Raw genomic sequence first — 15,706 nt, forward strand, 5'->3', positions numbered from 1 at the left:
TAACTGTCGCATATGGCAGGCGGTGCAGCGCTGAGCACCGCCGGGCGGCTGCGTGCTCGCGCCGCATCCGGCAAATGCGCAGAAATGCCTGCTCAGGTGGCGCGTCGGTGGTTGACCCGCGGGGCTGCCGCTACAGTGCATCGTGTGGACCAGCAGCAGGCCGAGCAGAGGCAGGGTAGCGGTGCGTCGTAACCTCACGGCGCTAGCCCTCGCGGCCATCACGATCTTGATCCCCGCGGTCGCGGGCTGCTCCAGTTCCGGCGACAACAAACCGGGTGGGACGACATCGTCGGCCCCGGGGAACGCCGAGGGCCACCACGGACCGATGTTTCCGCAATGCGGCGGCGTCAGCGATCAGGCGGTCGCCGAACTGACCAAGATGAGCGGGCTGACCAACACGGCTCGCAACTCCGTGGGGTGCCAGTGGCTGGCGGGCGGCGGCATCCTGGGTCCGCACTTCTCGTTTTCCTGGTACCGCGGCAGCCCGATCGGACGTGAACGCAAGACCGAGGAGCTGTCGCGTGCCAGCGTCGACGACATCAATATCAACGGCCACAGCGGCTTCATCGCCGTCGGCAACGAGCCCAACCTGGGTGACTCGCTCTGCGAAGTCGGCATTCAGTTCCAGGACGACTTCATCGAGTGGTCGATCAGCTTCAGCCAAAAGCCATTCCCGCCGCCGTGTGACATAGCCAAAGAATTGGCCCGTCAATCGATTGCGAACTCGAAATGACCGACTCGAAGGGTCCTCGCTTCCGGGGCGGCAGGGGCGTCCTCGCCTGTGCGGCCGTTGTGATCGCCGCGCTGGTGATCGTGACGGGTTGTTCGAGGTCGATCGGGGGTAACGCCGTCAAGGCGGGTTCCGGCGGTGTCCCGCGCAACAACAATTCTCAACAGCAGTACCCGAACCTGCTCAAGGAATGCGAGGTACTGACCAGCGACATCCTGGCCAAGACCGTGGGTGCCGACCCGCTCGACATTCAGAGCACGTTCGTCGGCGCGATCTGCCGGTGGCAGGCGGCCAACCCGGCCGGACTGATCGACATCACCCGGTTCTGGTTCGAGCAGGGCAGTCTGAGCGAAGAGCGTAAGGTCGCCGAGTTCCTCAAGTACAAGGTGGAAAGCAAGGCGATCGCGGGCGTCAATTCGATTGTGATGCGCCCGGACGACGCGAACGGTGCGTGTGGGGTGGCCAGCGACGCGGCGGGAGTGGTCGGCTGGTGGGTCAACCCGCAGGCCCCCGGTATCGACGCCTGCGGCCAGGCCCTCAAGCTGATGGAGCTGACGCTCTCGACGAACTCCTAGCGGTGTTCAGCGCGGAACGTGGAAGCCGATCAGCGCGGCTTGCTCTAGTTGCAGGTCCTTCCAGTCGCCGTTCACCCTCAGCACCGCGATCGCCGATGTCGGGAACTTCTCCGAAATGCGTTGCAGCGCAGCCTCGTCGGTATCCTCAACGGCCGCCAGACCGATCGCCAGGTAAGACATGGTTGGTTCGTGCCCGACGACCAGCAGAGTGTCCACGGTGTCGGCAACCTCGTTGATCTCGTCGATGATCGTCCCCGGGGTGGCGTCGTAAAGGCGTTCGCGGTATTGGACGGGGGCCTCGATGCCGGTGTTGGCCAGGGTTTGCCGCGTGCGGGTAGCCGTGGAGCACAGCACGACGTCGATGCTGGGGTGGTTGGCGCGCAGCCAGTCACCGCCGAGCCCTGCCTCCCGGATGCCGCGGGGCGCCAAGGGCCGGTCGTGGTCCGCGACGTCGGGCGGGTATCCAGATTTCGCATGTCGCATCAGCAACAGGGTGCGATGGCGTTCGCTCACCCGACACACGCTAATCAGTCCGCAAGCACTGTGGCTACGCCATCTCGTCGTTGTCTTGGTCGAGGAGGAGCTTTTCGGGGTGGTGGTAGGTGTTGGTGCGGGGTTGGCCGCGGTTGAGGTGCGGGGGTGGGATCCATTGGGTGTCGCCGTTGGCGTGTTTTCGGGTGGTCCAGCCGCGGGGTCGCAGGAGTCGGTGGTGGGTGCCGCAGGTCAGGGTGAGGTTGTCGATGTCGGTGGTGTGGCATTGTGCGTAGTCGGTGATGTGGTGGACTTCGCAGTAGTAGCCGCCGACGTCGCATCCGGGTGCTGAACAACCAATATCTTTGGCGTAGAGCACGATTCGTTGGCCGGCCGACGCGAGGCGTTTGGTGTGATACAGCGCGACGGGTTTGGCGTTGTCGAAGACAGCCAGGTAGTGGTGGGCGTGGCGGGCCAGGCGGATCACATCGGACATGGGTAGCCGGGTGCCGCCGCCGGTGATGCCGTGCCTGGCTGCTGCCTCGAGTTCGGTCAGGGTGGTGGACACGATGATCGAGGCCGGCAGCCCATTGTGTTGACCGAGGTCTCCGGACGCCAACACGCTGCGCAGGGCGGCGTTGAGCCCGTCGTGCTGGCGTTGGGCTGGGCTGCGGGGGTCACCGTCGATCGCTTGTTGGGTGGGTGCGCCGTCGGTGCACGGGGTGTGGTCGTGGGGGTTGCACATTCCCGGAGCAGCCAGCTTGGCCAACACCGCTTCCAGCGTGGCGCGCAGTTCGGGGGTGATCCAGCCGCTCAGCGCTGACATGCCGTCGGCTTGCTGCTTGCCCAGGGTCAGGCCGCGGCGGTGGGCGCGGTCGTCATCGGTGTAGGTGCCGTCGGGGTTGAGGCAGTCGGCGAGGCGGTCGGCCAGTGCGGCGAGTTGGTCAGGCCGGTACTGCGAAGCCAGGCGGGCCAGATCGGCTTCGGCCTGGGTGCGGGTGTCGGCGTCGATCCAGCCGGGCAGCTGGTGGTAGAAGCGCCGGATCACCGCGACGTGCTCGGTTCCGAGCTTTCCCGCTCGCTGAGCCTTCGCGGTGGCCGCAAGGACGGGCGCCACCGGTTCGCCGGTCAGTCCGCGCCGCTCGCCCAGGTCAGCGGCGTCGCGGACGCGGCGGGCGGCTTCGGCGCGGCTGACCAGGGTCCAGTCGGCGATCGCGTGCGAAAGTTTGCCGCCCAATTCTTCGGGGGTGGCCTCCTGCTGGAGTTGATTGATCAGCGGATGTTCACCGGCGCACAGCCGCCGTCGCACCGTCTCGTAGCGTTCCAGCAAGGCGAGCCGCTCCTGGGTGCACAGCATCGCGCTATCCACCCCGATGACGTCCTCGAGTGCGGTGTCCAACGCGTCGCACTTCGCGGTGAACCCTTCTCGATCAAGAACGGCCGAACTCATACCTCGAAACTAAACCCACCCACCGACAAAAAACCCCGCTCAGAGACCACTGAAACCAATGTTGCACACGAGATTTCACCAGTGTGCGCTGGCGGCGATTGTCGCGCGGAGGTGGGCAAAACGACACAGGGTTCAGTACTGCGTCGAGGCATGCCGGTGCGCGTCCCCAGAGTTGTCGGTGAACCGACCTAGACTCGCGGTGCCTTGATAGCCACGCCATTTCCGAAGGGGGCGCCGGGATGCGATTCCTGCATACCGCCGACTGGCAGCTGGGCATGACCCGACACTTCCTGGCCGGGGACGCCCAGCCGCGGTATTCGGCCGCCCGGCGCGACGCGGTGGCCGGTCTGGGCGCCTTGGCGGCCGAGGTGGGCGCCGAGTTCGTCGTGGTCGCCGGCGACGTCTTCGAACACAATCAGCTCGCCCCGCAGGTGATCGGGCAGTCCCTGGAAGCCATGCGCGCCATCGGTATTCCGGTCTATCTGCTGCCCGGCAACCACGATCCGCTCGACGCGTCATCGGTCTTCACCAGTGCGCTGTTCACCGCCGAATGCCCGGACAACGTCGTGGTGCTCGATCGCGCCGGTATCCATCAGGTTCGGCCGGGCCTCGAGATCGTCGCGGCGCCATGGCGGTCGAAGGCCCCAACCACCGACCTGGTCGCCGACGTGCTCGAGGACCTCGAGGCGGGCCCGGTCACCCGGGTGCTCGTCGCCCACGGCGGCGTCGACGTGCTCGATCCCGACCGGGATAAGCCGTCGTTGATTCGGCTGGACCGGCTCGAAGAGGCGCTGGCCCGCGGCGCGGTCCACTATGCGGCGCTGGGGGATAAGCATTCGCTGACCCAGGTCGGCGATAGCGGCCGGGTGTGGTACTCCGGATCGCCCGAAGTCACGAACTTCGATGACGTCGAATCCGACCCGGGTCATGTCCTGGTGGTCGACATCGACGAAACCAATGCGGTTTCGGTGACGGCCCGCCACGTGGGGCACTGGCGGTTTGTCACCTTGCACCGCGAGGTCGACACCAGCCGCGACATCGCCGACCTCGATGTGAATCTCGATCTGATGACCGAGAAGGACCGCACGGTGGTGCGGCTGGCGCTGACGGGTTCGTTGACGGTCACCGACCGGGCCGCGCTGGACGCCTGCCTGGACCGCTACGCACGGCTCTTCGCGTGGCTGGGCCTGTGGGAACGCCACACCGACGTGGCGGTGATACCCGCCGACGGCGAGTTCACCGATCTCGGCATCGGGGGATTCGCCGCTGCGGCTGTCGAAGAGCTGGTGGCCGCGGCGCGCGGGGACGATACCGACTCGGCCGGCGACGCCCAGGCCGCGCTGGCGCTCTTGCTCCGGCTCACCGATCGGGGCGCGGCATGAAGCTGCATCGGTTGGTCCTGACGAACTACCGCGGAATCCGGCACCGGGAGGTCGATTTCCCCGACCACGGCGTGGTTGTGGTGTGCGGCGCCAACGAGATTGGCAAGTCGTCGATGATCGAGGCGCTGGATCTGCTGCTGGAATCCAGGGACCGCTCGACGAAGAAGGAAGTCAAGCAGGTCAAGCCCACCCACAGCGATGTCGGCTCCGAAGTGACCGCTGAAATCAGCAGCGGCACTTACCGTTTCATCTATCGCAAGCGCTTCCACAAGAAGTGTGAGACGGAGTTGACCGTGCTGGCGCCGCGCCGCGAGCAGCTGACCGGCGATGAAGCCCACGAACGGGTTCGGGCGATGCTCGCCGAGACGGTGGACAACGACCTGTGGCATGCCCAGCGGGTGCTGCAGTCCGCATCGACGGCGGCGGTGGATCTGTCCGGCTGTGACGCGCTCTCGCGTGCACTCGATGTCGCGGCCGGTGACCAGGCGGCGCTGTCCGGCAACGAGCCGTTGCTCATCGACCGGATCGACGCCGAGTACGCGCGCTACTTCACCCCCACCGGACGTGCCACCGCGGAGTGGGCCGCGGCCATCTCTCGGCTGTCTGACGCCGACACCGCGGTCGCGGAGTGCACGGCGGCGGTCGCGGAGGTCGACGATCGGGTGCGTCGCCATGCCGTGCTGACCGAGCAAGTGGCCGAGCTCTCGCAACTGCGACTCTCGGCGGGTCCGCGGTTGGCCGTCGCGCAGGCCGCGGCCGACAAGACCGCGGAACTCACTCGCCAAGCACGTGAAGCCGAACTGGTCGCCGCCGCCGCCACAGCGACCAGCGCCGCCGCGTCCGCCGCGCACAGCGGCCGGTTGCGATTGGTTACCGAGATCGAAACCCGCACAGCGGCTGTCGTGGCCGCTGAGGCAGCTGCGCGGCAAGCCGTCGATGCGCAGACGGCGGCGCGCACCGACGCCGACGCGGCGGGCACCGCGATGCAGGAGGCCACTCAGGTTCTGACGGACCTGCAACGCCGTGCCGAATCCGTCCGTCGCACCGTCGACCAGCTCGCCGACCGCGAGGAGATCGACCGGCTGAGCGCGCGCCTGGCCAAGGTCGACGAGATCGCGCGTGAACTCGACCGGATCGGTACAGCGCTTTCCGGGGTCGTCCTCACCGAGGAGCTACTACGGCGAATCGAAAGCGCCGCGGCCGCGGTCGATCGCGCCGGCGACCAGCTGGCGATGATCTCGGCAGCCATCGAGTTCACCGCCGTGGCCGACATCGAACTCGCGGTCGGGCAGCAGCGGGTGTCGTTGTCGGCGGGGCAAAGCTGGTCGACGACGGCAACCGGCCCCACCGAGGTCGAGGTTGCCGGTGTGCTCACCGCACGGTTAACTCCCGGTGCGGCCGCCCTCGATGTTCAGGCGAAATATGCCGCGGCACAGGATGATCTGACCGCAGCTCTAGCGGCCGGTGAGGTCCCTGACCTTACCGCGGCACGCTCGGCCGACCGGTACTGCCGCGAATTGCACAGCAGCCGCGACCAATTGAGTGCGACGCTGTCCGGCTTATGCGGCGACGAAGACGTCGACCAAATGCAGGTCCGGCTGGCACAGTTACGCGCCGGTCAACCGGCCGAGCCCGACCTCATCGCGACGGATATCGTGGCCGCTCGCGCCGAACACGCCGCGGCACAGGCCGCTCGCGTGACCGCGGAAGCCGAATACGAGACCCGTCGATGCAGCGCGGCCGCAGCCGACTCCCGGCTCACCGAGACCTCTACCCGGGCAACGCTTTTACTCAACGAAGTGACGACCCAACGAGCCGAGCTCGATCGAGCCACCGACCAGCTGGCTCAGGAGCGCGCCTCGGTGAGCGACGAGGACCTGGCGTCGTCGGCGGATGCCGGTCAGCAGGCCGCGGCAACCGCCGGGCAACAGGCTGTCGAACTCGGCGAAGAACTGGCCGCCGCGGCGCCGCACGCAGTAACAGCCGAACTGGCCGCAGCCACTCAGGCAGCCGAGTCGTTGGGCGTTCGCTACGAAGATGCCGCTCGTGCACTGCGCGAGCTCACCATCGAACTCTCGGTCTTTGGCAGCGAGGGCCGCCAGGGCAAGCTCGACGCCGCGGAGATCGAGCGTGAGCATGCCGCGAGTCAGCACACCCGGATCGGCAGCCGGGCCCGCGCGGCACAGCTGCTGCGGTCGGTGATGGCCCGCCATCGCGACACCACCCGACTGGGCTATGTCGCGCCCTACCGCACGGAATTGCAGCGGCTCGGCCGTCCGGTGTTCGGGCCCACGTTCGAGGTCGACATCGACACGGACTTGTGCATCCGCAGCCGGACCGTGGATGGCGTCACGGTGCCCTACGACTCCCTGTCGGGTGGGGCTAAGGAGCAGCTCGGGATCCTGGCGCGGTTTGCCGGTGCTGCGCTGGTGGCCAAGGAGGACGCGGTTCCGGTCGTGGTCGACGACGCGCTGGGATTCACCGATCCCGATCGGCTGGCCAAGATGGGAGAGGTGTTCGACACCGTGGGTGCACACGGGCAGGTGATCGTGTTGACGTGTAGTCCAGATCGGTACGACGGTGTGAAGGGTGCGCACCGTATCGATCTCAATGTGTAGGACCCGCTCGTCCCGTCTTACACTCACCCCGAAACGGGGTGCAACATGGACGTTCAGTGCGATTACCTGGTAATAGGCACCGGCTCCGCCGGCTCTGTCGTGGCGAGTCGACTCAGCGCCGATCCGGCGACTTCCGTGCTCGCGCTCGAGGCGGGTCCGCCCGATAAGAATCGGTTCATCCGGATACCGGCGGCCTTCTCCCGGCTGTTCCGCAGTGATATCGACTGGGATTATCTGACCGAACCGCAGGAAGAACTGGGCGGCCGCGAGATCTATTGGCCCAGAGGCAAGGTGCTGGGCGGCTCATCGTCGATCAACGCGATGATGTGGGTACGTGGATTTGATGCCGACTACGACGAGTGGGCGAAGCGAGCCGACCCGCAATGGTCCTTCGCTGAGGTGCTTGGCTATTTCCGTCGCATCGAGAACGTCACCGACGCGTGGCATTTCGTCAGCGGTGACGACAGCGGAGTGACCGGCCCGGTGCACATCTCCAGGCAGCGTAGTCCGCGGCCCTCGACGGCAGCCTGGCTGGCCGCGACGCGGGAGTGCGGGTTTCCTGCCGCGCAGCCGAATTCGGCACGGCCGGAGGGCTTTTGCGAGGGCCTCGTCACGCAGCGACGCGGCGCCCGGTGCAGTAGCGCCGACGCCTATCTGAAACCGGTGATGCGCCGCAAAAACCTCACGGTGCTCACCGGTGCCACCGCTACCCGGATCCTGATCGACGGAACCCGGGCAGTCGGTGTGGAATTCGAGCAGGACGGCCAGCTATGCGTCGCCCACGCGCGGCGCGAGGTGGTGCTTTGCGGCGGCGCCGTCAACAGCCCTCAGCTGCTGATGCTGTCCGGCATCGGCGATCGTGATCATCTCGCCGAGCACGAGATCGACCTCGTCTCTCACTCACCCGAGGTGGGGCAGAACCTGGTCGACCACCTCGCCACACCGCTGGGTTTCACCGTGGACGGCGGCAGCCTGTTCGCCGGCGAAAAGCCGACCCAATTGATCAACTACCTGCTGCGGCGCCGCGGCATGCTCACCTCGTGCGTCGCGGAGGCGTACGGATTCGTCCGCAGCCGGCCCGAACTGGACCTACCCGATCTCGAGCTGCTCTTCGCCCCAGCGCCCTTCTACGACGAGGGAATCGGTGAGCCGGAAGGGCACGGGGTGGTTCTCGGGCCCGTCTTGGTCGTACCGGAAAGCCGCGGCCAGATCACGCTGCGGTCCGCCGACCCGCACGACAAGGCGGTGATCGACCCGCGCTACCTGTCCGATCCGGGCGGCGTTGACCGCGCCGCGATGATGGAAGGGCTGCGGATATGCGCGCGGATCGCCGCAGCTCCCGCGTTAGCAGGCCTGCTCGGTCCGATCGCGCGACCGCGTGGCTGCACCGAGCTGAACGAGGCCACGCTGGAATCCGCGCTCAACACTTGCTCGCAAACCTTGTATCACCCGCTGGGCACCTGCCGGATGGGCAGCGACGAGTCGAGCGTGGTGGATCCACAGCTGCGGGTACGTGGGGTCGACGGGCTTCGGGTGGCCGACGCCTCGGTGATGCCCAGCACCGTCCGGGGCCACACCCACGCGCCGTCGTTGCTGATCGGGGAGAAGGCTGCCGACCTGATCAGCGACTGACCCGGTGCCCCGGGCGCGCTGCCGCGCTGCTGATCGTGAGCGAGCTAGGCAGAATGGGCCCATGGCGGACCGACATTGATCACCATGAACGCGAAACGGCGCCGGGTGCACGAAAAGCTCGCGGGAATGCCCGGCGTCCGGCCGGTGCGCAGGCCGATATCCCCGGGCGGCGCTGACGAGTTCGATCTCTACTACGTGCGAACCGGCCGCAAGTCCGCCCACCCGCTGGTCATCATCCCGGGAGGCCCGGGCGTGGCGTCGCTGCAGGTCTACAAGGGGTTGCGGCGCCGCGCCGCCCTCGCCGGTCTGGACGTCATCATGATCGAGCACCGCGGGGTCGGAATGTCGCGTCGCGACGACTCCGGCACCGACCTGCCGCCGGAAGCGATCACCGTCGATCAGGTGGTCGACGACGTCGCCGCGGTGCTCGACGACGCCCATGTGGACTCCGCGGTCATCTATGGCACGTCGTACGGCACCTATATCGCGGCCGGCTTCGGCGTACGCCATCCCGGCCGGGTGCAGGCGATGATTCTCGATTCCCCGCTGCTGTCCCGGCACGACATTGCGCTCGTTCGCGACGCTATTCGCGGCTTGCTGGTCTACGGCGATACTCCGGACACCGCCGCATTGGCGCCGAAAGTCCGCAAGCTGATCGACAGTGGGCTGATGACCGGGTCGGCGGGGGAGATCGCCACCACCATTTACGCCTACGGTGGGGCCACGCTGCTGGATCGCGAACTCGACTTATTACTCAGCGGCCGAAAGACGTTGTGGCGACTGCTGTCCCACTTCACCGTCGTCGTCAGCCTCAATGTGGCATACCGCCACGAAGTCGATTTAGTGAGTCGCATCGCGTTTCGCGAGCTCGACTACGCCGCTCAACCCGACGGCCTGCCGCTGGATCCCGCCGTGGCGATACGCGAAATCATGAGCGAGACGGCTGCTTTCGAGGCTGAGCCGTACGACCTGGTTGCCGAGATGCCCAAGTTCAACTGGCCCACGGTGGTGATTTCCGGAGGGCGTGATCTGGTGACGCCCCGGGCGGTGGCGGAGCGGGTGGCATCGCTGGTGCCGAACGCGCTGCTGCTGGCTTTGCCGACGACGGCGCACAGCGCGGTGGACTTTCGAGAGCCCGCCGCGCTGGCTATCGCTGGGGCGGTGTGCCGCGGCGAGATCGACAAGCTGGTCGGTCAAGGATCGGCGCTGGATGCGCTGCCCGCCCGTCCCGCCATGCGCTTGCTGTGGAAGGCGGTGGACCTGGCCGCTAAAGCGGAGGGTGCGCTGCCAGCCGTGCCACCGCGGTGGCGGCGGCTCAGCTCCGCATGAACCCGATCGTGGTGTAGTCCACGTCGGCCAGCCCGGCGGCACCGTAATTGGCCAAATCATGTCGTACCGCCCTGTTCCCGGGCGACTGGAACAGCGGCAGGTTGAAGGCCTCCTGCCAGATCATCGTGTCAACCTGGTTGGCGAGAACACGCGCCTTGTCCTGATCCAGCTCCGACAGCGTCTCGGCGATCTTCGCGTCGATCGCAGCGTTGCCGATCCTGCCGAAATTGCTGTCACCATCCGAGGTGTAGATCTGGGGCAGCGCAGACAACGGGAAAGCATTGCCCTCCCAACCAAATTGAGCGATGTCGAAATCGCCGACTCCGATGTATTGGCTGAAGAAGCCATTGCCGGGTTTGAGGTCGAGCACCAGCTTCACGCCGATTTGCGCCAGGCTGTTCTGCGCGACCATGGCAATCTGCCGGTTGGACGGTGCATCGAAAAGCACGTCGCGAACGACGAGCTGCCTGCCGTCCTTCTCCCGTACCGACCCGTTGAGCTTCCACCCCATCGCATCCAAGTCCCTGCGGGCCTGATCCGGGTTGTAATTGCCTGGTGCGCTGTTGTTTTGGTAGCCAACCTGCCCGGCCACATAGACGTGGTTGTTCAGCGGCGTGGGATGAGTGGTCAGGCCGTGCTCAACGACATCGACGATGGCCTGGCGATCGATGCCCTGGCACACCGCGAGCCGCAGCCGCTCGTCGGCCATGATGGACCCCTCGGCGCCGTTGAAGGTGAAGTGGAACCAGGTCGGCGCCGGGGCGCGGCGGATCACGATGCCGGGCGTGCGTTGCGCGGTGACCATATCGTCGAGGGTGGTGATGCCGGCGGCATCGATTGCGTTGTTCTGCAACGCCGGGACGATGGCAGAGACGTCGAGCACCAGGAACGTGATCGAATCCAATCGCGGCTTCCTGCCCCACCATTGGGGATTGCGAGTCAGCACGATGCGCTGTGCGGTCCGGTCAATCGTCGACACGATGAACGGTCCGGCCGAAGGACCAGGGCTTTCGAGCTGGCCCTTGTTGAAGACCTCCGGGTTGGCCGTCATGCTCCGAGGTTGTATCCCGCCGGCGAACATCCCCCGCCATTCGGCGTACGGATCCGAGAAGGTGACCACGGCTTGCCGGTCGTCAACGCCTCTGGTCACCGATTTCACGCGTTCGAACCCGGCCCGGCTGGCGATCAGGTACTTCTTGTCGCGGCCGCTGCAGGCGTCAACCTCAGATTTGAGGTCTTCCCACGTGATTGGATTGCCGTCGCTCCATGTTGCTTTCGGGTTGATCGTGTATGTGACGGTCTGGGGGTTGGTCCCGGTCAGCTCGGCACCGGTGAAGTAGTCGGTATTGAGATTCAGCGTCCCGTCGGCCCGCGTCATGAATGCCCCTGGCAGCGTGGAGGCCAGAATCCCGGCGGTGTCGGAGGTATTGCCGTCGATGTTCAACTGATTGAAGTTGTCCGGGAATGCGGTCAGCGGGAGTCGCAGGTTGCCGCCGTCCCGCAGCGTGGCGGGGTCCTGCGGGTTCATGTCGCTGGTAGCTCCGACCTGAGCGGCCCGCGTCTCAGGCAGGTCCTGATAGCCACTTGAACATCCGGTGACCGCCAGCACGAGCGCCAATGCCAGCGCTGCGAGCTTGCGGGCCGTCGGTGGGTGCGTCACCCCGACGATGCTAACTGGCTGCGGCATCGGGATGCGCCCGCGGAACGGCGTCGAGCAGTCGCCGGGTGTATTCGTGCTGTGGGTTGGTGAAGATCTCATCGCCGTCGCCCTGCTCAACGATGGCGCCCCGGTACAGCACCACCACTTGATGCGCCAGGTGTTTGACAACGGAAAGATCATGCGAGACAAACAAATACGACAGACTGAATCGATCTTGCAGGTCGAGCAGCAGGTTGATGATCCCGGCCTGGATCGAGACATCCAGCGCCGACACCGGCTCGTCGAGCGCCAATATCTTGGGCTGCAACGCCAGCGCCCGCGCGATGCCGATGCGCTGCTTTTGCCCACCGGAGAACTCGGCCGGATAGCGAGTCGCGTCCGCACGGCGCAAACCGACGATGTCGAGCAGCTCCGCGACTCGCGCATCGATGTCACGCTTGCGAAACCCGTCCGCCTGCAAAGGTTCAGCTATGACCTCGGAAACCGGTAGCCGGGGGTCTAGCGAGGCTACCGGGTCTTGAAACACGACCTGAATGTCGCGCCGCAGCGCACGCCGTCTCTCCCGATTCAACTGAGCGACGTCTTCGCCAAGAACCTCGATGGAACCCGCTTGCGGTGCGGAAAGTTCCAATATCTGTTGCAGGGTAGTCGATTTGCCCGAGCCGGATTCCCCGACGATCGCCAGCGTGCGACCCCGCTCCAAAGCGAAGCTGATACCGTCGACCGCTCGCACCTCACCCACCCGCCTGCGCAGCACGACGCCCTTGGTCAGCGGATAGGTCTTGCTGAGATCGACGACCCGCAGCACGGTTGCGCTTTCGTCCGCCGCGCTGTCGATAGCCGATGGCGTAGTGGTCACGTCGAAGATTTCAGCGGCAGTGTGGCCCGCGACATCGTCGGTACGGATGCAGGCCGCCCGATGGCCGTCCCGAACTGTGACCAGATCTGGTTCAGCCGACCGACATTCGTCGATCACCAACGGACAGCGGGGAGCGAACGGACAAACGTCGGGCTCCAGCGTCGACAGGTTGGGCGGTGCCCCTGGAATCGGAATCAGTCGAGTGCCCTGCGGGGCGTCCAGCCGCGGCACCGAACCAAGCAACCCGACCGTGTAGGGCATGCGGCGGTCCCGATACAGATCGTCCACGGTCGCGATCTCGACTTCGCGTCCGGCGTACATGACCATTGCCCGGTCGGCGAACTCCGAGACCACCCCCAGGTCATGGGTGATGATCAGCACGCCCGCGCCGGTGACGTCGCGCGCTGTCCTGAGGACATCGAGAATTTGGGCCTGGACGGTGACGTCCAGCGCGGTGGTGGGCTCGTCACAGATGAGCAGGTCCGGATCGTTGGCGATCGCGATCGCGATCACCACCCGTTGGCGCTCGCCGCCGGACAGCTCGTGGGGGAACGCCTTTGCCCGGCGCTGTGGCTGCGCGATACCGACCAGTTCGAGCAGCTCCGTGGCTCGCTTGCGGGCATCTGCCCGGCCGACGTCACGGTGGTGAACCCTGATGGCTTCAGCGATCTGGTCCCCGACGGTATAGACGGGAGTCAGGGCCGACATCGGGTCCTGGAACACCGTGCCGATCGTCTTTCCGCGGATCCGTGACATCGCCTCGTCAGGCAGCCCGAGCAACTCCTGCCCGTGTAACCGCACCGAACCCGACACCTCACCGTATTCGGGTAGCAGCCCAACCACGGCCATGGCGGCGGTGCTCTTACCGGAGCCCGATTCTCCGACGATGGCGAGCACTTCGCCCGGATCGATGTGGTAGGTCGCCCCGCGCACCGCGGGCACCCGCGCATCACCGGTGTCGAAGGTAACGCTGAGGTCGGTCACCTCCAACAGCGCCGTCACCCTGGCCGCCCAACTGGCTTCCGCTTTTTGCGGCGTGCTGGCTTCGTGCTCGGATCGAGGGCGTCGCGCAGTCCGTCCCCGGCGAGATTCGCGCACAACACAATCAAAATCAACGCCCCGCCCGGGAACAGGAAGACCCAGGGGAAGGTGGTCACCGAAGGGGTGCCTTCCGCAATCAGCGTGCCCAGCGAAACGTCTGGTGGCTGAACACCGAATCCCAAGAAACTCAGCCCGGTTTCGGCCAGGATCGCGAAACCTACGTTCAGCGTTGCGTCGATGATCAGGATCGAGGCGACGTTCGGCACGATGTGATGGGTGATCACCCGCCGACTCGACACTCCCATATATCTTGCGGCGCGGACGAATTCACGTTCTCGCAAGCTCATCGTCAAGCCGCGCACCATCCGTGAGCTGACCATCCAGCCGAACGCCGCGAGAAGCACGACCAGCCACAGAACGCTGTTCGAATGTTTGGTGCGCGGAGTGACGATGGCAATGAGCAGGAAACTGGGCACGACCAACAGCAGATCCACTAGCCACATCAGCATTCGGTCGCGCCAGCCACCGAAATATCCTGCGATCGTTCCAACGGCGGCGGCGATGGTGGTCGAGATCAGTGCCACGCAAAAGCCGATCAGTAGCGACTTCTGCATGCCGCACAGGGTCCGGGCCAGTAGGTCCTGACCCAACGCGTTGGTGCCGAACCAGTGTTTGTACGACGGTGGCTGCAGCAGCGCGTGCAGGTCCAGATCGGTGTAGCTGTAGGGCAGTAGTGGCGGTAGTGCGTAGCAGCCGATGAATGCCAGCGCCAGCAGGATCAGCGCAGTCGCGGCGGGCTTATTGCGAACGAAGCGGCGAATCAACAGGTTTCGTCGCGATGTGAACGTGGCGACCGGGTGGATGCCAGACAGCACCGACGTGCTCTCAGCAGTCATGAAACCCGCACCCTCGGATCCAGCGCCGCGTAGATGATGTCGGACAACAGTCCCGCTAACAGAACGGCAGCTCCGGAGAAAAGCGTGATCGCCGCAACGACGTTAGCGTCCTGGGTCGCGATTCCTGACACAACCCACTCGCCCATGCCGTGCCAGCCGAAGATTTTCTCGACGAACACCGCGCCGACAAGCAGGCCGCTGACGCCATAGGCGAACAAGGTGGCCATCGGAATGAGAGCGGTGCGCAAACCGTGTTTGAACAGCGCGCGGCGTCGGGTCAGGCCCTTGGCGCGCGCGGTCCGGATGAAGTCCTCGCCGAGCACGTCCAGCATCGCATTCCGTTGGTAGCGGCTGAAACCCGCGATTGCACCGAGTGCCAGGGTGAGAGTGGGCAGCACCATGTGCTGCAAGCGTTCGATGAGTGCGTCGACGGTTCCATTGGGCGGCAGGGGCGAGGTCTCGCCGGTGTACTGGAAGATTCCCACTCCGGCGAACATGTTGACCCGCAGCGCGCCGAGAATGAGCAAGCTGGCCAGCACGAAAGACGGGATGCTCAAGACGATCAGGGACAGCACAGTGACCACACGATCGCTGAGACGGTACTGCCGGACCGCGCCCCATGCGCCCACGATGACGCCAATCAGCGTGCCCAGCACCGACCCGGTCACCACCAGTCGCAGGCTCACCCCGACGCGGCGCCAAAGCTCCTGGGAGACCGGGTGACCGCTCACCGTCGTCCCGAAGTCACCGTGGACCACCCCGGAAATCCATTTCGCGTACCGGATGGGCACCGGTTTATCCAGGCCCAGCTGAACAGCTTTGGCGTGAATGGCCTCCGCTGGCGGCGTCGGGTGGCGCTGCACAAAACTATCGAGCGGATGAAACGTCTGAGAGGTCAGCAGGAAGGTCAGGAAAGACGCCAGCGCCAGCAGGACGACGTAATTGAGGAACCGCCGGGCAAGGTACCGGATCATGCCCGGTCGCCCAGCCTGCATCGCATTGGGACAGGTTAGCGAGATACCGCGAACGCCGTCGCGGCCGAGCTTGTATTCCAGCTGATTTG

The 15,706-nt window shown here is 65.8% G+C and carries 12 protein-coding genes; 6 read left to right on the forward strand and 6 right to left on the reverse strand.

Going from position 1 to position 15,706, the window contains the following annotated elements; genetic code table 11:
• Positions 1 to 181 precede the first annotated feature (181 nt).
• A complete protein-coding gene (locus tag ACTXG5_RS13160) occupies positions 182 to 733 on the forward strand; it encodes a DUF3558 domain-containing protein (protein WP_445164056.1) in 552 nt (183 codons plus the stop codon).
• The gene (locus ACTXG5_RS13165; RefSeq protein WP_445164057.1) at positions 730 to 1,305 is read left to right on the forward strand and encodes a DUF3558 domain-containing protein; all 576 of its coding nucleotides are present in this window, start codon (positions 730 to 732) and stop codon (positions 1,303 to 1,305) included. The genes ACTXG5_RS13160 and ACTXG5_RS13165 overlap by 4 nt, the downstream gene beginning before the upstream one ends.
• A gap of 6 nt (positions 1,306 to 1,311) precedes the next feature.
• Here the strand turns inward: ACTXG5_RS13165 and ACTXG5_RS13170 are convergent, their stop codons facing one another.
• Entirely contained in the window at positions 1,312 to 1,788 is a 477-nt protein-coding gene (locus tag ACTXG5_RS13170; RefSeq protein WP_445164402.1) for a SixA phosphatase family protein, read from the reverse strand.
• 64 nt (positions 1,789 to 1,852) lie between these two features.
• Positions 1,853 to 3,226: an HNH endonuclease signature motif containing protein gene (locus tag ACTXG5_RS13175; RefSeq protein WP_445164058.1), complete on the reverse strand. Its 1,374-nt coding sequence runs from the start codon at positions 3,224 to 3,226 to the stop codon at positions 1,853 to 1,855.
• Positions 3,227 to 3,465: 239 nt separating this feature from the next.
• Between ACTXG5_RS13175 and ACTXG5_RS13180 the strand changes: the two genes are divergently transcribed.
• The 4 genes from ACTXG5_RS13180 to ACTXG5_RS13195 all read left to right on the forward strand — a co-directional run bounded on the left by ACTXG5_RS13180 (position 3,466) and on the right by ACTXG5_RS13195 (position 10,187).
• The gene (locus ACTXG5_RS13180; RefSeq protein ID WP_445164059.1) at positions 3,466 to 4,608 is read left to right on the forward strand and encodes a metallophosphoesterase family protein; all 1,143 of its coding nucleotides are present in this window, start codon (positions 3,466 to 3,468) and stop codon (positions 4,606 to 4,608) included.
• On the forward strand, positions 4,605 to 7,226 hold the full coding sequence (locus tag ACTXG5_RS13185) for an AAA family ATPase (protein WP_445164060.1): 2,622 nt from the start codon (positions 4,605 to 4,607) through the stop codon (positions 7,224 to 7,226). Before ACTXG5_RS13180 ends, ACTXG5_RS13185 begins: the two co-directional genes overlap by 4 nt.
• 45 nt (positions 7,227 to 7,271) lie before the next feature.
• Positions 7,272 to 8,858 (forward strand): GMC family oxidoreductase, encoded by a 1,587-nt coding sequence (locus ACTXG5_RS13190; protein WP_445164061.1) that lies wholly within the window; start codon positions 7,272 to 7,274, stop codon positions 8,856 to 8,858.
• A 78-nt stretch (positions 8,859 to 8,936) separates the two neighbouring features.
• The gene (locus ACTXG5_RS13195; protein WP_445164403.1) at positions 8,937 to 10,187 is read left to right on the forward strand and encodes an alpha/beta fold hydrolase; all 1,251 of its coding nucleotides are present in this window, start codon (positions 8,937 to 8,939) and stop codon (positions 10,185 to 10,187) included.
• Here the strand turns inward: ACTXG5_RS13195 and ACTXG5_RS13200 are convergent.
• The 4 genes from ACTXG5_RS13200 to ACTXG5_RS13215 are packed head-to-tail and all read right to left on the reverse strand — an operon-like array spanning position 10,174 to position 15,617.
• Positions 10,174 to 11,874, reverse strand: a complete 1,701-nt coding sequence (locus tag ACTXG5_RS13200; RefSeq protein WP_445164062.1) for an ABC transporter family substrate-binding protein — start codon at positions 11,872 to 11,874, stop codon at positions 10,174 to 10,176. The genes ACTXG5_RS13195 and ACTXG5_RS13200 overlap by 14 nt on opposite strands.
• Entirely contained in the window at positions 11,858 to 13,708 is a 1,851-nt protein-coding gene (locus tag ACTXG5_RS13205) for a dipeptide ABC transporter ATP-binding protein (RefSeq protein WP_445164063.1), read from the reverse strand. The genes ACTXG5_RS13200 and ACTXG5_RS13205 overlap by 17 nt, the downstream gene beginning before the upstream one ends.
• Positions 13,705 to 14,643 carry an ABC transporter permease gene (locus tag ACTXG5_RS13210; RefSeq protein ID WP_445164064.1) on the reverse strand — a complete coding sequence of 313 codons (939 nt, stop codon included), beginning with the start codon at positions 14,641 to 14,643 and terminating at the stop codon, positions 13,705 to 13,707. Before ACTXG5_RS13210 ends, ACTXG5_RS13205 begins: the two co-directional genes overlap by 4 nt.
• On the reverse strand, positions 14,640 to 15,617 hold the full coding sequence (locus tag ACTXG5_RS13215; RefSeq protein WP_445164404.1) for an ABC transporter permease: 978 nt from the start codon (positions 15,615 to 15,617) through the stop codon (positions 14,640 to 14,642). The genes ACTXG5_RS13210 and ACTXG5_RS13215 overlap by 4 nt, the downstream gene beginning before the upstream one ends.
• Positions 15,618 to 15,706: the final 89 nt, after the last annotated feature.

Source organism: Mycobacterium sp. Dal123C01 (assembly GCF_052566995.1).

Bases quoted from the DNA above. Each gene is read 5' to 3' on its own strand.
- ACTXG5_RS13210 (WP_445164064.1), bottom strand. From the start codon at position 14,643: ATGACTGCTGAGAGCACGTCGGTGCTGTCTGGCATCCACCCGGTCGCC.
- ACTXG5_RS13200 (WP_445164062.1), bottom strand. From the start codon at position 11,874: ATGCCGCAGCCAGTTAGCATCGTCGGGGTGACGCACCCACCGACGGCC.
- ACTXG5_RS13185 (WP_445164060.1), top strand. From the start codon at position 4,605: ATGAAGCTGCATCGGTTGGTCCTGACGAACTACCGCGGAATCCGGCAC.
- ACTXG5_RS13170 (WP_445164402.1), bottom strand. From the start codon at position 1,788: ATGCGACATGCGAAATCTGGATACCCGCCCGACGTCGCGGACCACGAC.
- ACTXG5_RS13190 (WP_445164061.1), top strand. From the start codon at position 7,272: ATGGACGTTCAGTGCGATTACCTGGTAATAGGCACCGGCTCCGCCGGC.
- ACTXG5_RS13180 (WP_445164059.1), top strand. From the start codon at position 3,466: ATGCGATTCCTGCATACCGCCGACTGGCAGCTGGGCATGACCCGACAC.
- ACTXG5_RS13175 (WP_445164058.1), bottom strand. From the start codon at position 3,226: ATGAGTTCGGCCGTTCTTGATCGAGAAGGGTTCACCGCGAAGTGCGAC.
- ACTXG5_RS13165 (WP_445164057.1), top strand. From the start codon at position 730: ATGACCGACTCGAAGGGTCCTCGCTTCCGGGGCGGCAGGGGCGTCCTC.
- ACTXG5_RS13215 (WP_445164404.1), bottom strand. From the start codon at position 15,617: ATGATCCGGTACCTTGCCCGGCGGTTCCTCAATTACGTCGTCCTGCTG.